General features: G+C 64.5%; 25 protein-coding genes. 14 read left to right on the top strand and 11 right to left on the bottom strand.

Annotation, left to right across the window (positions count from 1 at the left end):
- Window positions 1-564: 564 nt before the first annotated feature.
- From QX071_RS11885 to QX071_RS11855, 7 genes are all read right to left on the bottom strand, one after another.
- Window positions 565-1,233: a hypothetical protein gene (locus tag QX071_RS11885; RefSeq protein ID WP_315700631.1), complete on the bottom strand. Its 669-nt coding sequence runs from the start codon at window positions 1,231-1,233 to the stop codon at window positions 565-567.
- 154 nt (window positions 1,234-1,387) lie between these two features.
- Window positions 1,388-2,056: a DUF1109 domain-containing protein gene (locus QX071_RS11880; protein WP_315700632.1), complete on the bottom strand. Its 669-nt coding sequence runs from the start codon at window positions 2,054-2,056 to the stop codon at window positions 1,388-1,390.
- Entirely contained in the window at window positions 2,053-2,685 is a 633-nt protein-coding gene (locus QX071_RS11875; protein ID WP_315700633.1) for a sigma-70 family RNA polymerase sigma factor, read from the bottom strand. The genes QX071_RS11880 and QX071_RS11875 overlap by 4 nt, the downstream gene beginning before the upstream one ends.
- Window positions 2,675-3,181, bottom strand: a complete 507-nt coding sequence (locus QX071_RS11870; protein ID WP_315700634.1) for a DoxX family protein — start codon at window positions 3,179-3,181, stop codon at window positions 2,675-2,677. Before QX071_RS11870 ends, QX071_RS11875 begins: the two co-directional genes overlap by 11 nt.
- A complete protein-coding gene (locus QX071_RS11865; RefSeq protein ID WP_315700635.1) occupies window positions 3,178-3,966 on the bottom strand; it encodes a DNA-binding domain-containing protein in 789 nt (262 codons plus the stop codon). Before QX071_RS11865 ends, QX071_RS11870 begins: the two co-directional genes overlap by 4 nt.
- Complete coding sequence (locus QX071_RS11860) at window positions 3,950-4,837, bottom strand: DUF692 domain-containing protein (RefSeq protein WP_315700636.1); 888 nt, start codon at window positions 4,835-4,837, stop codon at window positions 3,950-3,952. The genes QX071_RS11865 and QX071_RS11860 overlap by 17 nt, the downstream gene beginning before the upstream one ends.
- A 55-nt stretch (window positions 4,838-4,892) precedes the next feature.
- Complete coding sequence (locus tag QX071_RS11855) at window positions 4,893-5,240, bottom strand: DUF2282 domain-containing protein (protein ID WP_315700637.1); 348 nt, start codon at window positions 5,238-5,240, stop codon at window positions 4,893-4,895.
- A gap of 224 nt (window positions 5,241-5,464) precedes the next feature.
- Here QX071_RS11855 and QX071_RS11850 point away from each other — a divergent pair, with 224 nt between their 5' ends.
- The 5 genes from QX071_RS11850 (at window position 5,465) to QX071_RS11830 (ending at window position 10,288) form a co-directional block, all read left to right on the top strand.
- Window positions 5,465-6,193 carry an SDR family oxidoreductase gene (locus QX071_RS11850; protein ID WP_315700638.1) on the top strand — a complete coding sequence of 243 codons (729 nt, stop codon included), beginning with the start codon at window positions 5,465-5,467 and terminating at the stop codon, window positions 6,191-6,193.
- 200 nt (window positions 6,194-6,393) lie between these two features.
- Window positions 6,394-6,792 (top strand): EF-hand domain-containing protein, encoded by a 399-nt coding sequence (locus tag QX071_RS11845; protein ID WP_315700639.1) that lies wholly within the window; start codon window positions 6,394-6,396, stop codon window positions 6,790-6,792.
- A gap of 363 nt (window positions 6,793-7,155) precedes the next feature.
- Entirely contained in the window at window positions 7,156-7,977 is an 822-nt protein-coding gene (locus tag QX071_RS11840; protein WP_315700640.1) for a sulfurtransferase/chromate resistance protein, read from the top strand.
- Window positions 7,974-9,365, top strand: a complete 1,392-nt coding sequence (chrA, locus tag QX071_RS11835; protein WP_315700641.1) for a chromate efflux transporter — start codon at window positions 7,974-7,976, stop codon at window positions 9,363-9,365. The genes QX071_RS11840 and chrA overlap by 4 nt, the downstream gene beginning before the upstream one ends.
- A gap of 35 nt (window positions 9,366-9,400) precedes the next feature.
- The gene (locus QX071_RS11830; protein ID WP_315700642.1) at window positions 9,401-10,288 is read left to right on the top strand and encodes a DUF1259 domain-containing protein; all 888 of its coding nucleotides are present in this window, start codon (window positions 9,401-9,403) and stop codon (window positions 10,286-10,288) included.
- Window positions 10,289-10,307: 19 nt separating this feature from the next.
- Here the strand turns inward: QX071_RS11830 and QX071_RS11825 are convergent, their stop codons facing one another.
- Entirely contained in the window at window positions 10,308-11,150 is an 843-nt protein-coding gene (locus QX071_RS11825; RefSeq protein ID WP_315700643.1) for a MurR/RpiR family transcriptional regulator, read from the bottom strand.
- Window positions 11,151-11,582: 432 nt separating this feature from the next.
- On the opposite strand from QX071_RS11825, the gene QX071_RS11820 reads away from it, so the two are divergent.
- Window positions 11,583-13,931, top strand: a complete 2,349-nt coding sequence (locus QX071_RS11820; RefSeq protein ID WP_315700644.1) for a phosphocholine-specific phospholipase C — start codon at window positions 11,583-11,585, stop codon at window positions 13,929-13,931.
- A 70-nt stretch (window positions 13,932-14,001) separates the two neighbouring features.
- Here QX071_RS11820 and QX071_RS11815 read toward each other — a convergent pair whose 3' ends face one another.
- Window positions 14,002-14,466 carry a GNAT family N-acetyltransferase gene (locus QX071_RS11815; protein WP_315700645.1) on the bottom strand — a complete coding sequence of 155 codons (465 nt, stop codon included), beginning with the start codon at window positions 14,464-14,466 and terminating at the stop codon, window positions 14,002-14,004.
- A gap of 337 nt (window positions 14,467-14,803) precedes the next feature.
- On the opposite strand from QX071_RS11815, the gene QX071_RS11810 reads away from it, so the two are divergent.
- The 7 genes from QX071_RS11810 to QX071_RS11780 all read left to right on the top strand — a co-directional run bounded on the left by QX071_RS11810 (window position 14,804) and on the right by QX071_RS11780 (window position 20,510).
- On the top strand, window positions 14,804-15,934 hold the full coding sequence (locus QX071_RS11810; protein WP_315700646.1) for a sensor histidine kinase: 1,131 nt from the start codon (window positions 14,804-14,806) through the stop codon (window positions 15,932-15,934).
- A 154-nt stretch (window positions 15,935-16,088) separates the two neighbouring features.
- On the top strand, window positions 16,089-17,051 hold the full coding sequence (locus QX071_RS11805) for a PDR/VanB family oxidoreductase (protein ID WP_315700647.1): 963 nt from the start codon (window positions 16,089-16,091) through the stop codon (window positions 17,049-17,051).
- A 25-nt stretch (window positions 17,052-17,076) separates the two neighbouring features.
- Complete coding sequence (locus tag QX071_RS11800; RefSeq protein ID WP_315700648.1) at window positions 17,077-17,280, top strand: hypothetical protein; 204 nt, start codon at window positions 17,077-17,079, stop codon at window positions 17,278-17,280.
- Window positions 17,281-17,490: 210 nt separating this feature from the next.
- Window positions 17,491-19,125: a SagB/ThcOx family dehydrogenase gene (locus QX071_RS11795; RefSeq protein WP_315700649.1), complete on the top strand. Its 1,635-nt coding sequence runs from the start codon at window positions 17,491-17,493 to the stop codon at window positions 19,123-19,125.
- Between the two features lie 65 nt (window positions 19,126-19,190).
- Window positions 19,191-19,925 carry an ankyrin repeat domain-containing protein gene (locus QX071_RS11790; RefSeq protein ID WP_315703062.1) on the top strand — a complete coding sequence of 245 codons (735 nt, stop codon included), beginning with the start codon at window positions 19,191-19,193 and terminating at the stop codon, window positions 19,923-19,925.
- The gene (locus QX071_RS11785; protein ID WP_315700650.1) at window positions 19,922-20,236 is read left to right on the top strand and encodes a hypothetical protein; all 315 of its coding nucleotides are present in this window, start codon (window positions 19,922-19,924) and stop codon (window positions 20,234-20,236) included. Before QX071_RS11790 ends, QX071_RS11785 begins: the two co-directional genes overlap by 4 nt.
- 28 nt (window positions 20,237-20,264) lie before the next feature.
- A complete protein-coding gene (locus QX071_RS11780) occupies window positions 20,265-20,510 on the top strand; it encodes a hypothetical protein (protein WP_315700651.1) in 246 nt (81 codons plus the stop codon).
- Window positions 20,511-20,738: 228 nt separating this feature from the next.
- Here the strand turns inward: QX071_RS11780 and QX071_RS11775 are convergent, their stop codons facing one another.
- Window positions 20,739-21,188, bottom strand: coding sequence for a Rieske (2Fe-2S) protein (locus tag QX071_RS11775; RefSeq protein ID WP_315700652.1), 450 nt, complete (start codon window positions 21,186-21,188; stop codon window positions 20,739-20,741).
- A 112-nt stretch (window positions 21,189-21,300) separates the two neighbouring features.
- Between QX071_RS11775 and QX071_RS11770 the strand changes: the two genes are divergently transcribed.
- Entirely contained in the window at window positions 21,301-21,939 is a 639-nt protein-coding gene (locus tag QX071_RS11770; RefSeq protein WP_315703063.1) for a glutathione S-transferase family protein, read from the top strand.
- Window positions 21,940-21,946: 7 nt separating this feature from the next.
- On the opposite strand, the gene QX071_RS11765 is transcribed toward QX071_RS11770, so the two are convergent.
- Window positions 21,947-23,659, bottom strand: a complete 1,713-nt coding sequence (locus QX071_RS11765; RefSeq protein WP_315700653.1) for an ATP-binding protein — start codon at window positions 23,657-23,659, stop codon at window positions 21,947-21,949.
- Window positions 23,660-23,689: the final 30 nt, after the last annotated feature.

Genomic DNA, 23,689 nt, shown 5'->3' with positions numbered 1-23,689 from the left:
CCTGCAGAAAGAAAAGCAGGCGGCAGTCACCACAGGTTCGGCCGAGACCTCCCGGCCTTCCCCGCGCGCATGGTTTTAACGGTGTCCTTCGTGCTCTCCCTGGGGATCGGGCTTTCTTGCCCCCATTTGCGACAACGCGCCTTCAGCGCGTTGCGCAGACCTCAGCGTCGAGAGGCCAGGACCACACGACTTCGCCGTCCGCGCCGGCCTGCGCTCGTCGGGCACAGGCGTCGCGTCCACCGCAGCCCACCTCCACGTATCGTGACGACGCGTACGTCCCTCTGCACGAGGCGGGATGCAAAGAGATAAGCACGATTTCTGAAAAACAGCAATCAAAATCTTTCTCGCCGCAGGACCGGACTGAGCGCCCACCTTGAAGTTGCTTGCGAACTTCGTCGTTTGGCGCAGGCGAAATCAGCGGCATCAGCCTTGCCCTCCGCCTCCGGTCTAAGCGCCATCGCGACTGAGGCGCCCTACGGGCGAGCGCCAGCGGCGCTGACGCTCGCAGATAACATCTCGGACTAACCTCGACGAATTTGCGACGAGGTGCCCGTATCCCGCCTGCTATTCCGGAATCCTGGCAATCAACTGATGATGGGCGGCGATGCCGATCTCGCCACGTTGCGCGCCATGCGCCGTCCCGTCGCTGTGATAGACCAGCAGCACCGCGTTGTCGTGCGTCAGCGGCTGCGGGGCGGCGATCGTCAGTTTCGCAGTGCCATCGGCGGCGGCGACGAAGTCGCTGGTCTTCGCGGTCCCGTCGAGCGGGGTGAAGCCGATGGGCTTCTGATCGAAGTGGTTCTCGAACAGGCTGTAATGGCCGCCCGGCTTCAGATGGTCGAAGCTGAGTGAAATCTCGACCTTGCCTCCGGCCACCGGCGTGAGGATCACGGTGCCGCTCGCCGCAAGCCAGTCACCGAGCGTGAATCCGATCGGTTCCCCCTTCGCATTGGAGACCGCGGCGGTCTTCGGATCCTGATCGATGAAGGCCGGCCGAAAACCAGCAACATGCGAAATGTTCTGCGGTCCGACAGCGGCCGGCGCCGCGGCATCGGCGACGAAGGCATGAGGATCGAGCGGCTTGGGCTGCTTCGTCTCTGCCGAGAAGAACGCAGCATGCGTGGCGAATGTCAGATGGCTTGCATCAGCCGCGACGCTCGCACCGAACGGCGCGACTGCCGCCAGCATGAGCGCCGCGCCGGCCCACAAGGTCAAGTTCTTCGATCGTTGCATTATCCCACTCTCCTGGCGGCAGTGAATGTCGATGTGCGATGCATGTCCGGAATGGGGCTTGTCCGCGCCGAAGCCCGCTGTCTATTCGCTGCGGCCGCGGCAAAGGTTACGCTCGCCACCTGCCCGGCCAGAGCGGGTCGCGCCGCGCGCGACCTCAATCCTGAGCGAACGCGCGCGGCGCGACCCAGAGAAACATCCGCCGGCCGAACAGAGCGGCCGCCCCCATTAGCAGGGCCGCCGTTCCCAGATTCCACATCAGGATCATCACCGTGGCATCGATGGTATGGAACAGGGCCAGGGCAGTCGAGGTGATCGCGGATACGGCAAGGCTTCCCATAAGGGCGACCATCGTCGGACGAAGCCGGGCGGCATAACGCAGCATCACGAGCAAGGCGAGCGACAGCGGCAGGCTCGTCACCAGGAGCGTCGTGAAACACCTCGCGGCTTCTCCCGGGCTCATTCCGTCGGGGCCGATCGAGACCCAGTCCGTGAGGCACTGATAACCGATGTTGGACAGCCAAAGCACGAGGGCGGGCAGCGGCAGAAGCATCCACAATCGTGAGCGGTCGGGAAGGCTGACCAGAAACGCCGCGATGACGGCCAGCACGCCGGTCAGGATCGAGCCGGCGAGGCTCATGACAAAGGGCGTATCGTGCAGACGCTGAGCCAGGTCAGGTCGGATCCCCTGATTGACTGCAAGCAGCGCCACGACGGCGGCCGCCCCGAGCAGCCAGCCGCACGCGCGCAGCAGCGGCGGTCGCAGCCGTTTCACCGGCCGCATGTCGGTCGCAAGAGAGTCGATCAGATCGGTCGTCTTGATCATGGCTCGTCCCGCGGCATGAGCAGCTTCTGAAGGCTCTTCAGAGCGCGGTGCATATTCACCTTCAGTGAGGTCGTGGACATTCCGGTCGCCGCCGAGGCCTCCTTGAGCGACAGCTCCTTCAGCTTGAGCAGCCGCACGGCCTGTTGCTGCGCCGGCGGGAGAATATCGATCGCACGCTCGAGCTCGCGGCGATCGGGCGTTGCCTCCACGCCGGTCTCGGGCTCGGCAGCGACCTCATGCTCCGGCGCCAGCGCGATCTCGCGCCCGCGCTGACGGATCTGTCGTCGCATCCGGTCGATCAGGCGGCGGTTTGCGATGGTCACCAGCCATGGCGCGAAAGGCCTTGTCGGATCATAGGTGTGCCGGATCGAATGAATGGTCAACAGGACGTCCTGCACCGCGTCCTCGATGTCGCTGCGGTCGTTGCAGCGCCGGGCGGCAAGCGAGCGCAGATAGGGCGAGATCTCCTGCAGCAGTCGCTGATACGCCACGCGATCGCCGTCCTGGGCATGCGCCATCAGGATCGCCCAATCGAGCGCACGCCGCCCGGGCTTGACCTCGACGCCCATGCGATCATCCGCGGTGACGAGCCTCAGCCGCGGCGCGGGACCATTCGGGTCACTGCTCATCCAGCGCCTCGGCCTTCCGGCGGAACGATGCGACGAGATGATCGAGACTGAGAGGCCCCGGTCCCAAGGCGATGATCGCCAGGATCATTGCAGCCCAGGGCAGATGAAAATTGGCCCAGCCTTCAGGGACGACGAGCTGGATGATTGCGGTCATGACAAGCAGCATAAGCGCACTGATCCGGGTTGCGAGCCCGGCCATCAGCAGCACGGGCAACACGATCTCGGCGACGCCATCGAAATACGCAAATGCGGCAGGCCACGGAAAGTCGTAGGCGCGCCCGAACAGGTGCAGCTTAAACTCATCCTCAAACAGATAGATCGCGGCCGGCGACAGCGACAGGACTCCGTCCCATTTGGTCAGGCCGGATCTGAAGAACGGGACCGCCAGCGCAACGCGCAGCACCGGCGGGGCCGCGATCCAGGCCAGGCGGGCGAGCCGATCCGTAGCCTCCTGCACGAGGAGCGCGAGCGCCGGGCTGGTTGCGGCCGCGCTCATGCTGTTCCCGCCATCGGCTCGAGGTCGAAGCCGATCGCGGCTCCGCTCTGGATCAGGTCGTGGAGCGTGCCGGCGAGGTTGAAACCGGGATCGGCGCGCAGCGCGCCTTGCAGCGCAGCCAGCATCGATTTGCCGACCACGACCGCCTGGACGAAATCGAAGCTGCCCGGCGGGATCGAGCGGACCACCACATCGGCGTCGGGACGGACGATCAGAACCGCCTCTCCTCCTCCGTCAATATCCACAGAGCCAGGAATACCTCCGGCCGCATTCATCTGCCAGATCGTGAGCACGGGAAAGCGGGAATCGATGAGCCGCAGCGACGGGTGAAAGCGCAGGCGAAGTGCCGGCAGATCGGCCGGCGCGATGGCGGCGAAGGCTGCGGGCGCGATCGGCTCCGCCTCGGCCGCATGGTAGGCCTCGATCCAGGCGCGCTCGAGCCGTGCGACATCGGCCAGATACGGCAGTATCGAGGCCGGTGCAAAGCCGCTGATGAAGGCGGGAAAGCCGGCGCCATAGTCGAGCAGGATCGGAGAGCACGGCGGCTCGGAGACCAGATAGTGGTGCGCCATGGCCTGGAAGAACTCTGCCCCGACGATGCGATGCACCGCCGGATAGGCGTCCTTCAGCGTGTGCGTCAAGCCGACCACGACGTTGTTGCGATAGACGCCGAACCGTCGCCGGCTCGGCCTGCCGTCCGGTCCGACCAGACCGGCCGGCACCGGCTGCTCGGGATCGAGCAGCGCGCGCGCAAAGCCGTCGAGACGTTCAGCAAGCGGCGGCATCACAGGCCACCTCCGTCGCAGGGAGAAGCATGAGCGCCTCGGCGCGGCTGGCTTGTGCGGCGAGCACAGGCCATGGCGGCACATCGGCGTCCCACTCGATCAGCGTCGGCACCGCGCCGGTCGACCGCACGGCGCGTGCGTACAGCGCCCAGACGATGTCGTCGACCGGACGGTCATGCGTGTCGATGAGCAGCGGCTGCCCGTTCTCGTCGACTTCGCGCGCATGTCCGGCGAGATGAATCTGCATCACCTGCGTGAGCGGATAGGCGTCGAGATACGCAAGCGGATCCCACTGCTGATTGGTCGCCGCGACATGAACGTTGTTGACGTCGAGCAGCAGTCCGCAGCCGGTGCGGCGCGCGATTTCGGCAATGAAGGCGGGTTCTGACCAGTTGCTCTCGGCGAACGCGACATAGGTCGAGGGATTTTCGAGCAGCATGCGGCGACCAAGCGCGCTCTGCACCTCGTCGATATGGGCGCAGATGCGGATCATGGTCTCTGTCGTGTAGGGGACCGGAAGCAGGTCATTGAAGAAGGCGGCGTCGTGCGACGACCAGGCCAGATGCTCCGAAAACAGCCCCGGCTCGTAGCGATCGATCAGGTGCCGAAGCCGGCTGAGATGCGCGCGATCCAGCGGGCGATCGGCGCCGATCGATAGTCCGACGCCGTGAAGCGACAGCGGATAGCGCTCGCGAATCGCCGTGAGATAGCGGTGCGGCGGGCCGCCGGCGCCCATGTAATTCTCGGCATGGACTTCGAAGAAGCCGATGTCGGGCCAGGTTTCGACGATGCCGCGGTAATGCTCGGCCTTCAGACCGACGCCTCCGCGGGCAGGTATCTGGCCAGTCGCCTGGAATTGCGAGCGTGACACGTGCAGACTCCGATCGAGAGATGAGGCGGGCCGTGCACAGCCCGCCCGCTGCGTCTCAGGCCTTCGGGGCGAGGCTTCCCGGCCCCTTCGGCGTCTGCATCGTCGTACAGGTACCTTTCGGCTCGAGCTTGAACGCATTGCCCTGATAGTCCGCCGTGCTCGTTCCCGCGCACGTCGTGCCAGCCCCGGCAAAACAGTCGTTCTGTCCCTTGAGCGCAACGCCGAAGCACTTCTCCATCTTGCCGTCCTTCATCGCCTTCATGGTCTCGGCCTGCTTGGCCTTCATCATCTTTTCCATGTCGCCCTTGGGCATCATCTCGGCGGAAGCGGACGTGACGGCGAGCGTGCCGGCGGCGACCGCAAATGCGCTGACGATGAGTGCGGACAGCGTGCGATTGGACATGCGTGTTCCTCCATTTTCCGGGTTCAGCCTGCGGATATGCAGGTGATCTGGCGGCCATCGGCACGCCTGCTCAGTGGTTCGCTGCACGCGCCAAAAGGTTACGTGCCTGTTGCGAGACATCGCCCGACCGCATCCAAGACGCCGGCAGTGCGGCTCCCGACAGCGCCTTGCGGTGCTGCTATACTGCACAAGGTCTATTGATGACCGGAAAGGGACGGAAACGTATGGCGAGAGAACTGGAAGGCAAGGTTGCCGCCGTGACCGGGGCTGCCTCGGGCATCGGGCTGGCCAGTACCGAGGCGATGTTGGCTGCAGGCGCGCGCGTGGTGATGATCGACCGCGACGAAGCGGCGCTGAGCGCGCTGTGCGCCAAGCATGGCGATGCGGCGATCCCGCTCGTCATCGACCTGCTCGACGCGAAGGATTGCGCGACGCTGCTGCCGAGAGTCCTGGAGAAGGCCGGTCAGCTCGACATCTTTCATGCCAATGCCGGAACCTATGTCGGCGGCGACCTGGTCGATGCCGACAGCGCGGCGATCGACCGGATGCTGAACCTGAACGTCAACGTCGTGATGAAGAACGTGCACGACGTGCTGCCGCATATGATCGCGCGCCGGACCGGCGACATCATCGTCACGAGCTCGCTGGCGGCGCATTTTCCGACGCCCTGGGAGCCGGTCTATGCTTCGTCCAAATGGGCCATCAACTGCTTCGTCCAGACGGTCCGGCGCCAGGTCTTCAAGCACGGCATTCGCGTCGGCTCGATCTCGCCCGGTCCCGTCATCACCGCCCTGCTCGCGGACTGGCCGGCCGAGAAGCTGCGGGAAGCGAAGGACCAGGGAAGCCTGCTCGAGGCCGGCGAAGTCGCCGAGGTCGTGATGTTCATGCTGACGCGGCCGCGCGGCATGACCATTCGCGATGTCGTGATGATGCCCACGAATTTCGACCTCTAACGGCAGTCTTCCTACGAAAGGCGTTGGCAGACGCCCCGAATGCAGATGGACTGGGCGACTTGTGTGGCGCGGCGGCCGAAAATCGGACGCGGAGCGCTCGATCGCCGATGACCCCAGAGCGCCGCTTGACGGAACGTGATAGGATCAATCCCACTTGGATGGAATTATCGGACCGTGATCACCCTTTGAGGGAGGCTTCAATGTACCGGCACATCCTCGGACTGACGACATCTGCTCTCATACTGGCGTGCGGCACCGCCGGCGCCTTGGCCCAGAGCCAGACGACACCCCCACCGGGTCAGCAAACGCAATCGCCCGCCATGGGCCAGGACGGCGGAGGGATGATGGGGCCCGGAAGCATGATGGGCGGCGGCATGATGGGACAGATGATGGGGCGCGGCATGATGGGGCGCGGCGCGATGGCACGACCTCTCATCATGCGGGTGATGTTTGCCCTGATGGACACCGACAGCGACGGCACCCTCTCGCTGCAGGAGTTCCAGGCAGCTCACGAACGAATCTTCAAGGCCATGGACACCAACAAGGACGGCAAGCTCACGCCGGAAGAGATGGAAGCCTTCATCCACGGAACCAAGTGATCGGCTTGCGTCGGCGCTCCAGGCAGCCGGAACACCGAGCACGGCGCATTTGAAACGCGGGAAGCGCCAGCAAGAGCTCAGCAGACGGGCGCAGCTTTATCTTCGCGCCCGATGGTGAAAGCGAACCCATCATCGTTCGCGCACCTGTCCGACGGTGATGGACGTCGCTTCACCTATGTGAAGCAGGCGGTTTCAATCCGCGGCTCCTGTCGTGTGGAACCGCATCCCTCAAGACATCGTCATCGGCCCGGACTGCATTGACAGTGACGGCCGAAGGCGATTTGATGAGGCCCACGGGGATTGCGATCTCCCCGCGAGGCGACATGCCCAAGTATCGCGTCCTGATTTTTGAAAGGGCGCAGCATGTCTACTTCATATACCTCCATCTCATCGGAAAAACTGTCCCGGCTGATCGGCACGTCCAACGCGCCGGCGCTGATCGATGTCCGCACCGACGAGGATTTTGCTGCACACCCGCGGCTGATCCCGGGTGCGAGCCGGCACTCGCACCTCGACGTTCAATCGTGGGCTCCAAGCCTTGCTGGGCACTCCGTCGTCGTCATCTGCGAGAGGGGCCAAAAGCTCAGCGAGGGCACAGCCGCATGGCTGCGCTACGCGGGCGTCGCCGCCGAGATCCTGGAAGGCGGCCATGCCGGCTGGGTCCAGGCCGAGCACCCGACCGTCCCGATCGCAAAGATTCCCAAACGGGACGAGCACGGCCGCACCGTCTGGGTCACACGCGCGCGCCCCAAGATCGATCGCATCGCATGCCCCTGGCTGATCCGGCGCTTCGTCGACCCTGCCGCCGTCTTCCTGTTCGTGGCCTCGTCCGAGGTCGCTGCCGTTGCCGAGCGCTTCGAGGCGACGCCCTTCGACATCGAGAACGTGTTCTGGAGCCATCGCGGCGGGCTCTGCACCTTCGATATCATGGTGAAGGAATTCGGCCTGACGACGCCAGCCCTTGAACGTCTCGCCACCATAGTCCGCGCGGCGGACACTGCGCGGCTCGAGCTCTGTCCGGAAGCGCCGGGGCTGCTCGCCGCCTCGCTCGGGCTCTCCCGGATGTTCGACGACGATCTCGCGCAGCTGAATGCCGGCCTGCTCCTCTATGATGCGTTCTATCGCTGGTGCCGAGACGCGACCAAGGAGACGCACAACTGGCCGACCAACAAGGCGATGCCATGACCGATGTCGCGGCAAACCGAAAGGCCGCCCCGCAGGCCCAAGCTCACGGGATCGCCTTCACCGAAGCGCTCGTGGTCTGGATTCGCGTAGCGATCCTCAGCTTCGGCGGGCCGGCCGGTCAGATCGCCGTGATGCACCGGATCCTGGTCGAAGAGAAGAACTGGATTTCGGAAGCGCGTTTCCTGCATGCGCTCAACTACTGCATGCTGCTGCCCGGTCCGGAGGCGCAGCAGCTCGCCACCTATATCGGCTGGCTGCTGCATCGGACCGTCGGCGGCATCGTGGCGGGCGGCCTGTTCATCCTGCCCGGCATCTTCGCGATCATGGGCCTGAGCTACATCTATGCGGCCTATGGCAATGTCGGTTTCGTCGAAGCTCTCTTCTTCGGGCTCAAGGCGGCGGTGCTCGCCATCGTCATCCAGGCAGTGGTGCGCGTCGGCAAGCGGGCGCTGCGCAACCCGGTGATGATCGGCCTCGCGGCGATCGCTTTCGTCGCCATCTTCTTCTTCGCTGCGCCATTTCCGGTGATCGTCATCGCCGCTGCCGCCATCGGCTTTGCCGGCGCGCGGCTCGGCAGGACGGAGTTCGCGCCCGTCGAGCACGGCGGGAAGAGCTCCGCCGCGATCGACAGCATGCTCGGCGAAGCCGTGCCCGATCACATCAGGCCGAATCCGGCCAGGACGCTGCGCGTCGGGGCCGTGTGGCTCGCGCTCTGGCTCATTCCGGTGTTCGCGCTCCTCATCGGCCTCGGGCCCAACGACGTGTTCAGCCAGATCGCGATCTTCTTCAGCAAGATGGCGCTGGTGACGTTCGGCGGCGCCTACGCGGTTCTCGCCTACGTCGCGCAGCAGGCCGCCGAATACTATCATTGGGTCCAGCCGCGCGAGATGCTCGACGGCCTGGGCATGGCGGAGACCACGCCCGGTCCGCTGATCATGGTGGTCCAGTTCGTGGGCTTCATGGCAGCGCTGCGCGAAGCCAGCGGATTGTCACCGATCCTCGCCGGCACGCTCGGCGGCCTGCTCGCGACCTGGGTCACCTTCACGCCGTGCTTTCTCTGGATCTTCGTCGGCGCGCCCTACATCGAAGCCTTGCGCGGCAACAAGGCGCTCGCAGGCGCGCTGTCGGCGATCACGGCCGCGGTGGTCGGGGTGATCCTGAACCTCTCGATATGGTTCGCGCTGCATACGCTGTTCCGGCAGACCGTTGCGATCCAGAGCTTCGGTCTGGCCTTCGATGCGCCGGTGCTACGCAGCGTCGACCTGCCGGCGCTCGCGCTTTCGGTCGCGGCCGCAATTGCGATCTTCCGCTTCAACGCGGGGATGCTCGTCGTCCTCGCCGCTTCATGCATCACCGGCATCCTGCTCCGCTTCGCGGGTGTCATCTGACGAAAGGGGCTGACAAGGATCGGGAGTGAAACATGATGACGATAACGAGAATGATCGCCGCTTTGGCCGTTGCCGCGCTTCTGCCCGGCGCCGCCGCTCAGTCGATCGATTGGAAGAAGGTGGATGCAGCCCTCGGGAAGAGCGCCAGCGTCAGCGGAGAGGTCCACCGTTACGGGCTGCCGCGATCCGACCTGCACGTCACCCTCGATGGCGTCGAGATCAAACCGGCTCTCGCGCTCGGTGGCTGGGTCGCCTTCGCACCGATGCATGGTGAAGCGATGGTGATGGGCGATGTCGTTCTGCTCGATACCGAGATCACGCCCGTCATGACCAAGCTCCTCGGCAGCGGATTGGACATCACGGCCATCCACAACCACCTGCTGCGATCCTCGCCCGCCACGTTCTACATGCATGTCGCCGGCCACGGCGATCCCGAGAAGATGGCGGCGGCGATCCGCGAGGCGCTGTCGACCGGAAGCAAGACCCCGTTCGAGCCGCCGGCCACGACGGCCAGCGCCGCACCGGCGCTTGATCTCGACACCGCAAAGCTCGACGAGACCATGCACGCCAAAGGCAAGGCGGTCGGCGGCGTCTACCAGTTCGGCATCCCGCGCCGGCAAGCGGCCACCGAGGGCGGCATGACGGTCAGCGCGGCGATGGGCGGCGCCAACGGCATCAATTTTCAGCCGACCGGCAACGGCAAGGCGGCCATCACCGGCGACTTCCTGGTGACGGGCGACGAGGTCAATCCGCTGATCCGCAGCTTGCGCGAGGGCGATATCGAGGTGACCGCGATCCACAGCCATATGCTGGACGAGCAGCCGCGCATGTTCTTCATCCATTTCTGGGCCAATGACGACGCGCAGAAACTGGCGCGAGCCGTGCGCGCGGCGCTCGACAAAACAGCGGTCGCACAGAACTGATCGGAGCGGCTGCAGCCGTTCAAAACCGCTTCTCGGACAGAATCCGCGCGGCGTGCTGCAGCCGGTCGACGGAGCGCTCGGTGTCGGTCAGGGCGCAGCAGCTGACCAGGGTGTCGATGATGGCGAGCTGCGCGACTCGGCTGCTCATGGCCTCCGGCCGATATCGGGTTTCGTTGGCGACCGTATAGAGCAGAACGTCGCAATGCGCGGCGAGCGGCGACTTGCCGAGCCGCGTGATGCCGATGGTGCGGGCACCCGCCTCGCGCGCCAGCCGCGTCGCCAGCACGGTCTCGACCGTACTGCCCGAGTGAGACACGGTGACCGTGGTGATGGCCGGGCCGGTCATCCCGGCACTGACCGCCTGAACGTGGGAATCGACGACGGCGCTCGCGGCAAGGCCGAGTTGCAGCAGGCGGTAGGAGAGATCCTGCGCAATCGGCGCCGAGCTTCCGATGCCGTAGATTTCGATCCGCTGCGCTTCCCTCAGCAGGCTCGCCGCCTTCGCCAAGGATTCCATCGAGAGCAGGCGGCGCGTCTCATGCAGCGACGCGGCATGCGCGGCAAAGATGTGGTCGGTGACGGTGGCCGGATCGTCACCACGATGCAGATCCTCTTGGATCAGGCGCACCGGCTCGATCAGATCCCGCGCCAGCAGGATCTTCAGCTCCTGAAACCCGCGTACACCGACCCGACGACAAAAGGAGACGATGGTGCCTTCGCTGACGCCACATGTCTCGGCGACGTCGGTGATCGACATGTGGATGAAGGATTCGGACTGCGCGATGATCAGCTCGGCGATCTGCCTCGCCTTCGGCGGAAGGTCGGTCTGCAATTCACGCACGCGGGAGAGGACACCGTTCACGGACGGTCCTGCATTCAAGGTCGGAAGTGTCACCCGCGCCCCCGCGTACCACGTGAGAATCCGTTTGGTAGATCATCCGGAGCGAAGTGCAGTGCCGGTTGTGATGTCAATGGCTGCTTGTTTGCCGGATGTGTCCGGCGCGACCTGCGCTGTGCTCCGGTCCGCGCGCGAAGGCTCGCTCTCCTGTCTGACGATGTCACCGGCCGGTCGCGCACGGATGCGATCATTCTATTCCTCCTGCCACCCTGCGAATTCCCTATGAATACCCGATACTGAGAAAATCTCATAGCAAATTCTCATAGAAATAAAAAATTCACACCCACGTCAACTCCCGCTGCTACGCCCCGTCCCGCTGACGCGCAGTGCGCCACACGCGCGCACACCGCGATCCGTCGTTTCGAACCGTTTCAACCCAGGGAAGGGCGATACAGGATGACTACACGTCGTAATTTTCTGGCGGGCGCCACCGCGGCGGCTGCCTTTGCCAGCATCCGCCAGGCGCTGGCCATTCCGGCGCGGCGCCGGACCGGCACCATCATGGACGTCAAGCACATCGTGATCCTGATGCAGGAGAACCGCTCGTTCGACCACTATTTCGGTACGATGCGCGGCGTGCGCGGTTTCGGCGATCGCTTCCCGATCCCGCTCGAAAGCGGCAAGCCGGTGTGGTTCCAGTCCGACGGCACCCGTGAGATCCCGCCCTATCACCGCGATTCCTCGACCTCGAACGCGCTGGTGGGCTACGGCACCCCGCACTCCTTCGGCGACAGCCAGCCCGCGTGGAATCAAGGCAAGATGGGCTACTGGCCCAAGTACAAGACTCCCTACGCGATGGGCTATTTCGGCCGCGACGACATCCCGTTCCAGTTTGCGCTCGCCGAGGCGTTCACGCTGTGCGACGCCTATCACGCCTCCGTCACCACCGGCACCGACCCCAACCGGATCGTGTTCTGGTCGGGCTCCAACTTCAATCCGGCGCTGCGCGCGCAGGGCATCAACTGCACGACCAACGATTCCGAGCCCAACAACCTGCGCTGCTGGCCCAACCCTCACACCTGGGTGGACGGCCTGCCGCAGCCCCAGCCGAACTACAAATATGTCGGCAGCGACTTCGCCTGGGACACCCTTCCCGACCTGCTGAACAAGGCCGGCGTCAGCTGGCACATCTATCAGGACATGAACGACAATTGGACCGGCGCCATGCACGGCTGTCTGGCGTTCTCCAGCTTCCGCCATGCCCAGCCCGGCGATCCCAACTACGTCCACGGCCTGACCGGCGGCCCGGACTATCTGGACCGGCTGAAGGCCGACGTGATGGCCGGCACCCTGCCGCAGGTCTCGTGGATCCTGCCGACGCAGGCCAACTCCGAACATCCCGGCGGCGGCAGCCCGACGCGCGCCGGCAATTTCACCGACCAGGTGCTGGAAGCCCTGACCGCCAACCCCGAGGTCTGGAGCCAGACCGTCTTCTTCCTCACCTTCGACGAGAATGACGGCTTCTTCGATCACCTGCCCGCGCCGGCGGTGCCGTCCTATGACATCAACAACAACCTGATGGGCAAGGCCACGCTGCCGCTCGATGGCGAGTATTTCTCCAACACCGTCGGCAACGTCCTGAACAGCGCCGACACCATCAGCGGCAACATCCGGCCGTGGGGTCTCTCCGCGCGCGTGCCGATGTATGTGGTGTCGCCGTGGAGCAAGGGGGGTTGGGTCAACTCGCAGGTGTTCGACCACACCTCGATCGGACGTTTCCTCGAGCAGCGCTTCGGCATCAAGGTCGACGCCATCAGCCCCTGGCACCGCGCCATCTCTGGCGATCTCACCTCCGCCTTCGATTTCGCGAGCCCGAACGATCCGAGCTTCCCGGAGCTGCCCGACCAGAGCAACTGGCAAGCTTCGGATGCGCATCAGAAGACGCTGCCGGCCCCCGTCGCGCCGGCGACGCCGCAGCCGCTGTTCCAGGAGACCGGCGTGCGTTATTCCCGCGCGCTGCCCTACATCCTGCACGCCACCGCGCAGGTCGATGCCGGCAACAACAAAGTCAAGCTGCTGTTCGCCAACACCGGCTTTGCAGGCGCCGTGTTCCACGTCTACGACAAGCTGCACCTCGATCTGATCCCGCGCCGCTACACGGTCGAGGCGGGCAAGATGCTGAACGACGAATGGACGGTGGGCGCCGACGGCCTCTATGATCTCTGGGTGCTCGGCCCCAACGGCTTCCATCGCCAGTTCAAGGGCGACCTCAGCAAGGTCGCGCAGAAGAACGCGCCGAACCCCGAGATCTTCGTCGGCTACAACGTCCACGACGGTGGTCTGCACGTGCAATTCCGCAACGACGGCCACAGCCACGGCGAGGTGGAGTTCACGGTGAAGTCCAACGCGATCTATGGGCCGCTGCTCGGCGTCCGCGCTTCGGTCGCCGCCGCGGATCAGCCGATGTGCCCGGGCTTCGGTCCGCGTCCCGACTTCCATCCTGTGGGCTTCGGCCAGGTGCCTGGTTTCCGGTGGGCGCCGGACTTCCGCGCGCCCGGCTTCGGCTTCGGTCAGCCGGTCTTCTTCCCCGGCCCCGGCCTCGGCGGTCCCGGCACTTCGTGGGAAGTCGAAGTCCACGGCCGTCCCAAGGAACTGTACTGGAATCTGCGCAAGACCGGCTTGTGGTATGACTTCGTCATCACCTGCGAAACCGACGATAGCTTCTATCGTCGCGTCGCCGGCCATGTGGAGACCGGCCGCGCGTCGGTGAGCGACCCCGGCATGGCGCTGACCGATCGTTTCTAAGCTTTAGCAGCGCAATCATCACAGCGACTGAGGCGCCCGCGCCGGCGCCTCTTTCATTTCATGCTGGCCGTCATTCCACGCCTTCCGCCAGCCGGCTCACAGCTTCGGCCGGCATGATCCAGCGTCGCCACTCCGGGTCCTCGGTCGCGCCGAGGCCGCGATAGAACGACTGAGCAGCTGCGTTGTCGTTCAGCACGAACCAGCAGAAGCGCTCATGCCCCGTCGCGCGGGCGTGCCTCGCCATCTGCCGCAGCAGCCTTTGGCCGACGCGAGCGCCTCGCCACTGCGGATCGACGTAGAGCCACTTCAGCATCAGCAGCGGTCGCAGCGTATGCATGAACGGGATCTCGTAGTGCACCGCCATGCCCGCGAGAGCCCCTCCGCCTGCATCCGCGACATAAGCGCCGAATTCGGGCCGCTCCCCGAAGCCGCGGCGAAGCAACTCCGCTTCGGTAAGATTGAAATCCTGACCGCGCTCGAAGCTGACGATCGCATGCATGAGCCGAAGCAGCTCCGGCACGTCACGCTCGGTCATCGGGCGTATCGCGCTCGGCGGGGTGCTGGGCGGGAGGAAGCTTTCGGAACTTTGCATAGAGAGCACCATTGACGATCTGTGGACCAGGACATGGTTCGACAAAAGCACGCCGCGACCTTGAGGATAACGACCGGCATTGCCATAACTCATTACCATTCCACACATTCAATTACCGAGACCGGCTCTTGTGGCCTTCTGCGGTCCAGTGTCGCGCGGATCCGGCAAGACAGTTCTCCTCTTCCGGGTGGCCCCCGCGAGAAATAGCTGCCATAATCGCAGCATAACGGGGGTATGCCGCGTGGCTTCTCACTCTCCGCTGCCAGAAGCAGTGGCTCGCGTGTTCATCACCGACGAGCTGGCGAACCGCGTCTCGCCGCCTCCAGATTACCTGCGCGAGAAGTTGGCCGTCCACGAACTGGCACGGCATATGTCCGGGCCGCCGGATGCCGTGATGACCCATCTGGTCGAACTCGCCAGGGACATCTGCGCAGCGCAATCCGCCGGGATCAGCATTCTGGAAGAGGATACAGATCAATTCCGCTGGTTCGGCCTATCGGGTACGCTGGCCGTGTTCGAAGGGGCCACGACGCCGCGCAATTTCAGCCCGTGCGGCGTCTGCCTCGATGTCGGCGGTCCGATCCTGATGGCGCGGCCGGAGCTGGCCTATGATTGGATCCGGGATGCCGACATCACCGTCCCGGAAGTCCTGCTGGTTCCGCTCAAGATCGAAAACGGCGCTCAGATCGGCACTCTCTGGATCGTATCGGAGACCCCTGGGCACTTCCACCAAGGCCATGCCCGCATCATGACGGAGCTGGCGGCTTTCGCAGGTCTGGCGCTGCGCATGGTGCAAGGCGAGCAGCGGCTACAGGCCGCGCTTGCAAAGCAGGAAATGCTCACACACGAGATGAGCCATCGGGTCAAGAATTTCTTCGCGATCGCAGAGGGACTGGTCCGCATGACCGCGCGGGCCGCCAGCACCAAGGATGAGCTCGAGACCAATCTGTCGGGGCGCTTTCGCGCGCTGTCGGTTGCCAATGCGCTGGTGCGGCGATCCTTCGGAGATGATCAAGCCCAAGGCGTCACCTTCGATGAACTCATCCAGCGCATCCTGCTGCCCTATCACAACGAGACGCCCGTGCCGCATGGGCCGACGCTCGTGGTCGGCGAGCGCGCCATCAACGACCTCGCATTGATCTTCCACGAGATGGCGACGAACGCCGTGAAGTACGGGGCTTTGAGCCAGGACAGCGGGAAGATATCCATCGACTGGTCCGCGGACGATCATCTCGTTCGCGTGGTCTGGAACGAGACCGGCGGCCCCGCGGTCGGTGAACCCGCATCGACCGGCTTCGGCATGCGCCTGCTCCAGGCCACGATCACCAGCCTGGGCGGAACGATCAGCTATGATTGGCAGCCCGAAGGTCTCTCGGCGACCTTGACCCTGCAGCGCGCAGCGTTGCGCTGAGCAGTTGCCCCCGATACGTCGGACCAGCTGATCCGCTCCTCTGCCCAATCTCAAGGCGGTCTCGACGCGCGTCGCGGCTCGCTCTCCAATCGTCCTCCGCTTGGCCCCCTCCTTGCATCGCCTCATCAGCAGGTTGGTTTGATGGAGTGGAGCAATGACAGACGCCCTGCACACAGTCGTCGTGGCCAGGAAGGCCATCGAAGCCTACAACATGGCCTCGTTCGAACTGGTCCCTGCAGACGATCAGCCGCTGCCGGGGTTCACCCCGGGCAGCCATATCGACGTCACCCTGCCGAACGGGCTGATCCGGCAATACTCGCTCTGGAATAGCTCATCCGAGCGCAACCGCTACTGCATCGGCGTGTGGAAGGATGCCAACAGCCGCGGCGGCTCCAAGGCGCTGCATCTCGACATCCAGGAAGGCGACAAGCTACAGGTCAGCCGTCCGCGCAACCGTCTGAAGGTGCCGAAAACCACGACGCGCGCGTTGCTGCTTGCCCGCGGCATCGGCGTGACGCCGATGCTCAGCATTGCCGACGCTTTGAAGGCGAAGAACATCCCGTTCGAGCTGCATTATGTATTCGCGCTGATGTCGCCGGATTCGTTCCGCAGCACCATCGAAGCGTCGTCCTTCGCCGAGAACACCACGTTTTACAAGGAATCCAGCGAGGACAACCAGCTCCTGAAGCCCACGACCGTGCTCGCAGATCGCCCCGAGGATACGCAGCTGTTCATCTGCGGGGTGGATTGGTGGCAGGATCCCATCATCGCGCTCGCCAAGCAGAAGGGCTTCGCCGAGGAGCGCATCCATGTCGAGCGTTTCACCGCCAAGGCAGCGGCGGCCCTGCTCGACAAGGTGTTCGAGGTCAAGATCGCCTCGACCGGCGCGACCTTCAAGATCCCCGGCGACAAGACAGTTACGGCCTTCCTGGAAGAAAGCGGCGTCAAGATCCAGACCTCGTGCGAGCAAGGCATGTGCGGCACCTGCAAGACCAAGGTGCTGGAAGGCGAGATCGATCATCGCGACAAGCGGCTGTCGTCCGAGCAACGCGCGCAGGGCTATTTCCTGCCTTGCGTCTCGCGCGCGAAGGGCGACACGCTGGTGTTGGATTTGTAACAAGGCCGGACACGGGAGCGCTGTTGTGACCTCCGAGGCCGATCATTGGCGGACCGCCTGGATCATCGCCGAGCAATATGGCAGCGATGGCGCCGCCTTTGCGGACCAGATGGCATCGAGCTTCAAGATCGGCCACAAGCTGGAAGCGCACCGGACATGGCTCTCGATCAAGGCCAAGGTCGAAGCCCTGACATTGCGGGAACGCTCCGAGCCTGTCGTGACGCAATGAAGATTACGATGTTCTGAATCGGACAGAGCGCATAGCTCTGTCCGGAATCGAACAATCCTGATCCCGCCCGCAGACGGATTCGCGCTCCCGTTCTGCCCCATGGCCCTCGGCGGAATCGGGAATAGAACTTGCTACATCGGAGACGGCCGGACTACGGCCACCAACCGTGAGCGGGCGCTGTGCGCGCCCGCTCTGCGAGAGGAATATTGCGTGCCGACTTCCATTGCTCCAAGGCCTGCGACGGACGCCGAGCTCACCTTGAGCTATCACGTCCGCACCAAGCATAGCCTCAAAGCCTATGCCGCCGGCCCCGAGACGTTGGATTGGGACGCACAGCCCAATCCATTCCGCGAGTTCGCCGACGCCGCACGCATCGCGCTGCCGCTGACCTCGGATCGGCTGGCGACCACGTTCGCGCAGCTCCATGAGGCGGGCACGCCATCTGCGCCGCTCACGATCGACAACATCGCTTTGCTGCTCGAACTCTCGTTCGGGCTGGCTGCCTGGAAAGAGTTCGCCCCCGATCGCTGGGCGCTGCGCTGCAATCCCTCCAGCGGCAATCTGCATCCGACCGAGGCCTATGTCATCGCGGAGAACGTCGGCGGTCTCGCTGACGGACTCCATCACTATGTGAGCCGCGATCACGTACTCGAGCAGCGCTGCAGACGCACGGCGCCATCGCAAGGACCGTCACGCCTCTGGCTTGGCCTCTCGTCGATCCATTGGCGCGAAGCCTGGAAATACGGCGAGCGCGCCTTCCGCTATTGCCAGCTCGACGTCGGCCACGCGCTCGGCGCCATCGCCTACGCCGCCGCGGCGCTGGGCTGGCGCAGCCGTGTGGTCGAAGATGCCGACAGTCGAGCGCTGGCTGCATCGATGGGACTCGATCGCGCTTCGGATTTTTCCGGCGTCGAAGCGGAAGATGCCGAGTTGTTGCTCGCGATCGAGCCGCGTGATGCGGCTGGTGCTCCGCCTGCCGCGCCCGAGGCTCACGCGGCGGCGGACCAGTGGAGTGGGCAAGCCAACCGGCTCGATCCCCATCCGCTTTATCGCTGGCCGGTGATCACGGAGGTCAGTGCAGCGACGACAGGCGAAGGTCACGGCGACGCCGAGGCCTCGCCGCCCTGCCCGCCTCTCCACACTACGTCGGACGCACGTGCGGCCGAGATCATCCTCGGGCGCCGCAGCGCACAGCGCTTCGATGCCAGGTTCACCATGCGCGGCGATCAGTTCTATCACCTCCTCGATGCGCTGCTGCCACGGCCGACGCTGCCGTGGGATCTCTGGCGCTTCACGCCCCGGCTGCATCCGATCCTATTCGTGCATCGGGTCGAGGGCGTCGCGCCTGGCGTCTATGCGCTGCCGAGGCGTGCCGATGCCGAGCATGCGCTGCGCCGAGCGCTACGCGCCGATTTCGACTGGCGGCGCGTCGACGGCGCTCCCGCGCATCTTCCGCTGTTCCGGCTGCTGCCGACCGACTGCCGCGGCGTGATCCGCACCGCAAGCTGCCACCAGGCGATCGCCGGCGACAGCTGCTTTGCGCTGGCCATGCTCGCCGAGTTCGAAGGCCTCGTGCGCGCCAATCCCTGGCGCTACCGCCAACTGCATTGGGAAGCCGGGCTGCTCGGCCAGGTGCTGTATCTGCAGGCCGAAGCGGCGGGCCTGCGCGGCACCGGCATCGGCTGCTTCTTCGACGATTCCGTGCACGAGATGCTGGGCATCACGACGCAAGAATTCCAGACGATCTATCACTTCACCGTCGGCCAGCCCTTGACCGACAGTCGCATCACAACGCTCGCCGCCTATCCCGGCCGCATGCGCAACGAAGCGGGAGTTCTGTCATGAGACCGCGCATTCCCTTTCAACGCATCGACGTCGGGTTCGCAGCGGAGCTCTTGCAGCGCGGCGACGTGCTGCGCTTCGACGTCCGCGATGCGGCCTCATTCGCACAGGCCCACATCGACGGCGCACAGCATCTCACCCAGCGCAACCTGTCGGAGTTGATCACAACGACGGCTAAGCGCACACCCGTCCTGATCTACTGCTATCACGGCAACGCCAGCCAGGAATATGCCCAGACCTTCTCCGACCTCGGCTTTACCGAGGTCTACAGCCTCGATGGCGGCTTCGAGGCCTGGCGGCTGCAAAGCCCTGCCGGCCGCGCAGTGACTATCAGCGAGCCGCTGGCGCGCTGGCTCGCAGACCATGGCTTCCCCGGGCAGGACGTGAACGCGACCATCGCCAACCGCACGACGCCGCTGATGAAGGCGGCGCATCTCGGCGACGTGGCCATGACGCGCGAACTGCTCGCGGCAGGCGCCGCGATCGCAGCGACCAATGCCGACGGCAACAACGCGTTGTGGCTCGCCTGCGTCGGCAGCCATCTCGACGCCATCGATGTGTTGGTCGAGGCGGGCATCGATATCGACAACCGCAACGACAATGGCGCGACCGCGCTGATGTATGCATCATCATCCGGCAAGGCCGGCGTGGTCGCACACCTGTTGGCCAAGGGCGCCGCCACCGGCACCGAGACGCTCGATGGTTTCACGGCACTCGATATGGCCGCCTCGCTCGAATGCCTGCAGCTGCTGCGCCGCGCGAGGCAAGCAGGCGCTGCCCCCCTGCGCGAGGCGAGCGCATGAGCATCATCGAACACGATTTCGGCCTCAAGCTGCGCCAGACCGAGCGGCGCTTCCGCAAGCTCTTGAGCCTCAACGCGCTGCACGAAGCCAACGTGCGGGCCAACCCGGTGCCGTATCTCGAGCGCGCCAGCGAACGAATCTATCAGCTGGAAAAGGCGCTGTTCGAGGCGGTGCAGGCGGCAACGCCAACCACGGACGAACCGGCTGACACCGTCGTGGTCGGCAAGGCCGAATATCAACGGCTGCTGAACTGCCAAGCGATCGTCGCGGCGGCGTTCAGCAGCCTCGTGTCCGATGATAGCGAGCCCTGAGCTCAGCCCAAGATAGGAGATAAGGTGAATGTCGGAGCCCGCAGGCTTTTTCGTGGATTGGGACGGCAATCTGCGCAGCACCGCCGATCCGGGCGGGGGGTATCTCTGCGAGACGGATATGGTCGCGCGCTATGTCGCAATCACGACCAAGACCGGGACCCTGGTGCACGAAGCCACCTATTTCAAGACGGTCGCCGACGTCGAGAAGGCCGGCATCAAGGCCCCGCTGGTTCCAGGCAGCCACCCATGGGGAAAGAAGGAGGACGGGTTTTAGCGGAGTTGGGACCGTCGATATCGCGCGCCATGACCTGGAGATGCGTAGGGCGGGCAAAGGCGCGAATGCGCCGTGCCCGCCAATGATCTGTTTGCTGCTTACGCTGGGCACGCTTCGCTTTGCCCATCCTACGGATCTAGCATGCCGCCAATTCAAGACCTTGCCCGAGGAGCCGCGCAAAGCGCGGCGTCTCGAAGGGCGCCCCACAACAGCAGCATCAATGGTTGACTAATCCGGATGGATCATGATTTCCATGGTATCGTCCAGCTCCTCGAACGGATCCGGAATTCCGTCGTCCTCGACCAGCGTGACGCCGCACAGGCAGACATCACCGTCCACCACTGCAAGCGCGATGGGCTCGAGACTCTCCCCCTTGCACGGACCGTCGATAGCGGCGCCGCTCTCGATCTCGAACGTCGCGCCGTGGCGGCCGCATTTCAGCAGGCTACGGTCGTCATTGAAGAACTGGCCGCTGCCGATGTTGAGCCACTTGCCCTCATGCGGGCAGGAATTGACGTAACCGACGAAGCCACCAGCGGCCGTATGGACGATCACGATCGGGAACGGCCGCGCCTCACCATTGTCGCCGATGCGCGACAGGCTGAAGGCCTTGGCGTCACCGGGCGCGATGCTCCTCGCGGAACAAATAACGAAGACATCCGGTTCGCGGGGTGTCATGGCTCGCCCTCTCACAATCCTCACGACAGAGACAACTGCACCGATCCTTGCATGAAGCATGCCGGGTGGGCGCGCCGGTGCGCCATCCGGTATGGGGACAATGATGGCCATCATGAAATTCTACATGACGCCGGGCTCGTGCTCGACCGGCATCCACATCATCCTCGAAGAGCTGGAAGAGGTGTTCGAGGCCTACATCGTCAACCTGCCTGCCGGCGACAATTTCAAGCCGGACTATGTCGCGATCAATCCGAAATCGACGATCCCCGCTCTGGTTCGCGATGACGGCAGCGTGCTCACCGAGGTCCCCGCGATCGCCTATTGGCTCGGGCGGACGCGACGGTGCGGCAAGCTTTGGCCTGCCGATGTCGAGACCGAAACCCGGCTGATCGAGGCCATGAGCTACATCGCCGGCACGGTGCACGGCCATGGCTTCGCACGCATCTTCGCCACCCCTACCTTCAGCCGCAATGAAGCCGATCAGGAATCGGTGCGAGCACTCGGCCGCAATATCGTGATCAAGGGCTTTGCGGTCTTGAACAAGATGCTCGATGAGCGCCCCTATCTGGGCGACGCCTTCACCGTCGCCGATCCGATCCTGTTCTATGTCGAATTCTGGGCCGACAAGACCGGCATTACCCTGCCCGCAAACCTCGCCGCGCATTACAAGCGGATGCTCGCGCGCCCCGTCGTTCAGCAAGTCCTACGCGAGGAGGGCTACAATCCGGCCACGCTCGGGCAGGCCGTGTAGACCGCGCCTACTCCGCCGCAAGCGCCACGTCGTCGCCGAGATCGATGCCGCGGAAGATCGCGCAGCGCCGGAACACCTCGATCGTCGGCCGAACGCCTTTGTGGTGGCAATATTTGGCGACCAGTTTCGCCAGGCCCTTGATGTCGCGCCCGGAAGCGCCCGGAAACGTCTCGACCAGGACATCGACCAGCGCGATCTCGACCTTGAGGCCGAACTGCTCGCTCATGACCTGCCAGATGCGGCGGCGCGCCTCGGCGTCCGGGGAGGTGAACTTGATCAGCGCGATGCAGCGCGACACGATGGCCTCGTCGATGTCGTCGATGCGGTTGGTGGTCAGGAACAGAAGCCCATTGAAATATTCGAGCACGCGCAGGAACACGCCGACGACCGCGTTCATGGTCATGTCGTCCTCGCGGCGCTTGATGTAGACGTCGGCCTCGTCGATCAGCATCACCGCGCCCCAGCGCTGCGCACGGGTCAGCGCCTCCTTCAGCGCATTCTCCATCGCGGCGACGTTGAGACCGAGCTGCCCGGAATGCACCCGGTACAGCGGCCGGCCGATGATCTCGGCATAGACTTCCGCCGTCAGCGTCTTACCGACGCCGGGCGGGCCCGCACACAGCACCGTGGTGCCTCCGGATTTGCCGGCGACGATGTCGTCCATCAGCAGATCCATCTCGGCCGTGAGGATGTCGATCAGGTCGGTCTGCTCCTCCGGAAGCACCAGCTTCTGCTTCAGGTCGGGCTGGTAGGCATAAGGCTCCATGTCATCGGCGTGCACCCAGATGTAGTGGTGCAGTTCGAGATGGAACATGAGCATGTAGGGATGCACCGGAATGCGGCAGAACAGGCCCTTCGGAATCGCGGCGCGGGATTGCTCGACCTCCTCCTCGGCTTCATAGATGTTGCTCTTGGCCGCTTTCCGCAGATATTGCCCGAGGATGTCTCCGGTGACTTCCAAGGTCAGGGCCCGCTCCGTCAGAATGCCTTCGTCGTTGACCAGCCGCGCCGCGCCGCCGCCGGACGACAGCACGATCACGTCCTTGCGCGACCAGTCGATGTCGCGATGCGACGAGTTCGGATCGTCGGCGAAGAAGCCGGTGCCGCGGCCGGAAAATTGCGCGCCGTAGCGGCCGCGCCAAGCGAAATAGCTCTCGGTGGTCTCGTCATAGGCCGCAATCAGCTCGGGCGTTTCCTTCAGGAAGCCCTTGGCGGCGAAGATCTCCGCAACCGTCCTGCCGACGATGTCGCCGGCGGAAATCCGCAACGTGGCGGTCGTGATCGCGCCCTTGGCGTTCGCCTTCAGCTCGATAAAGACGCGGCCCGCCTCGTCGTTCGATGGCGCCGTATAGTCGAGCCGAGTGACCACATAGGGCAGCGGCCGGCTCGCGACATTGGCGGTGAACATCCAGCCGCGGATCGCGTCCGCGATCAGATAGCGGGCGATCGCCGGCAACACGGATTCGAGCTCATTCTCTGCGAAGCGCGTTCCGGTATCGGCGAGGGCGCGTTGCAGGGTCGCGAGATGGGCGGCGCGGGCGTGGAACTCGGGTCCGGCCTGCTGATAGGACGCGCGCAGCGCGTCGACTTCAGCGCTCGCAAGCTGCGCAAAGTCGACCTCGACCTTGTCCCCGAACCGCAATTGCTCCTTGAGCGGTGCAAGATGCGGAAACGCCGCGGCCATCGTTTCGATGAAGGGCCGTTCGATCTGCAGCTTCATGCGACATCATACCTGTCAGTTCGGGTCATG

The organism is Bradyrhizobium sp. SZCCHNS1022 (genome assembly GCF_032484835.1).
Classification (GTDB): Bacteria; Pseudomonadota; Alphaproteobacteria; order Rhizobiales; family Xanthobacteraceae; genus Bradyrhizobium.
This window is presented reverse-complemented; position numbering and strand designations above follow the sequence as displayed.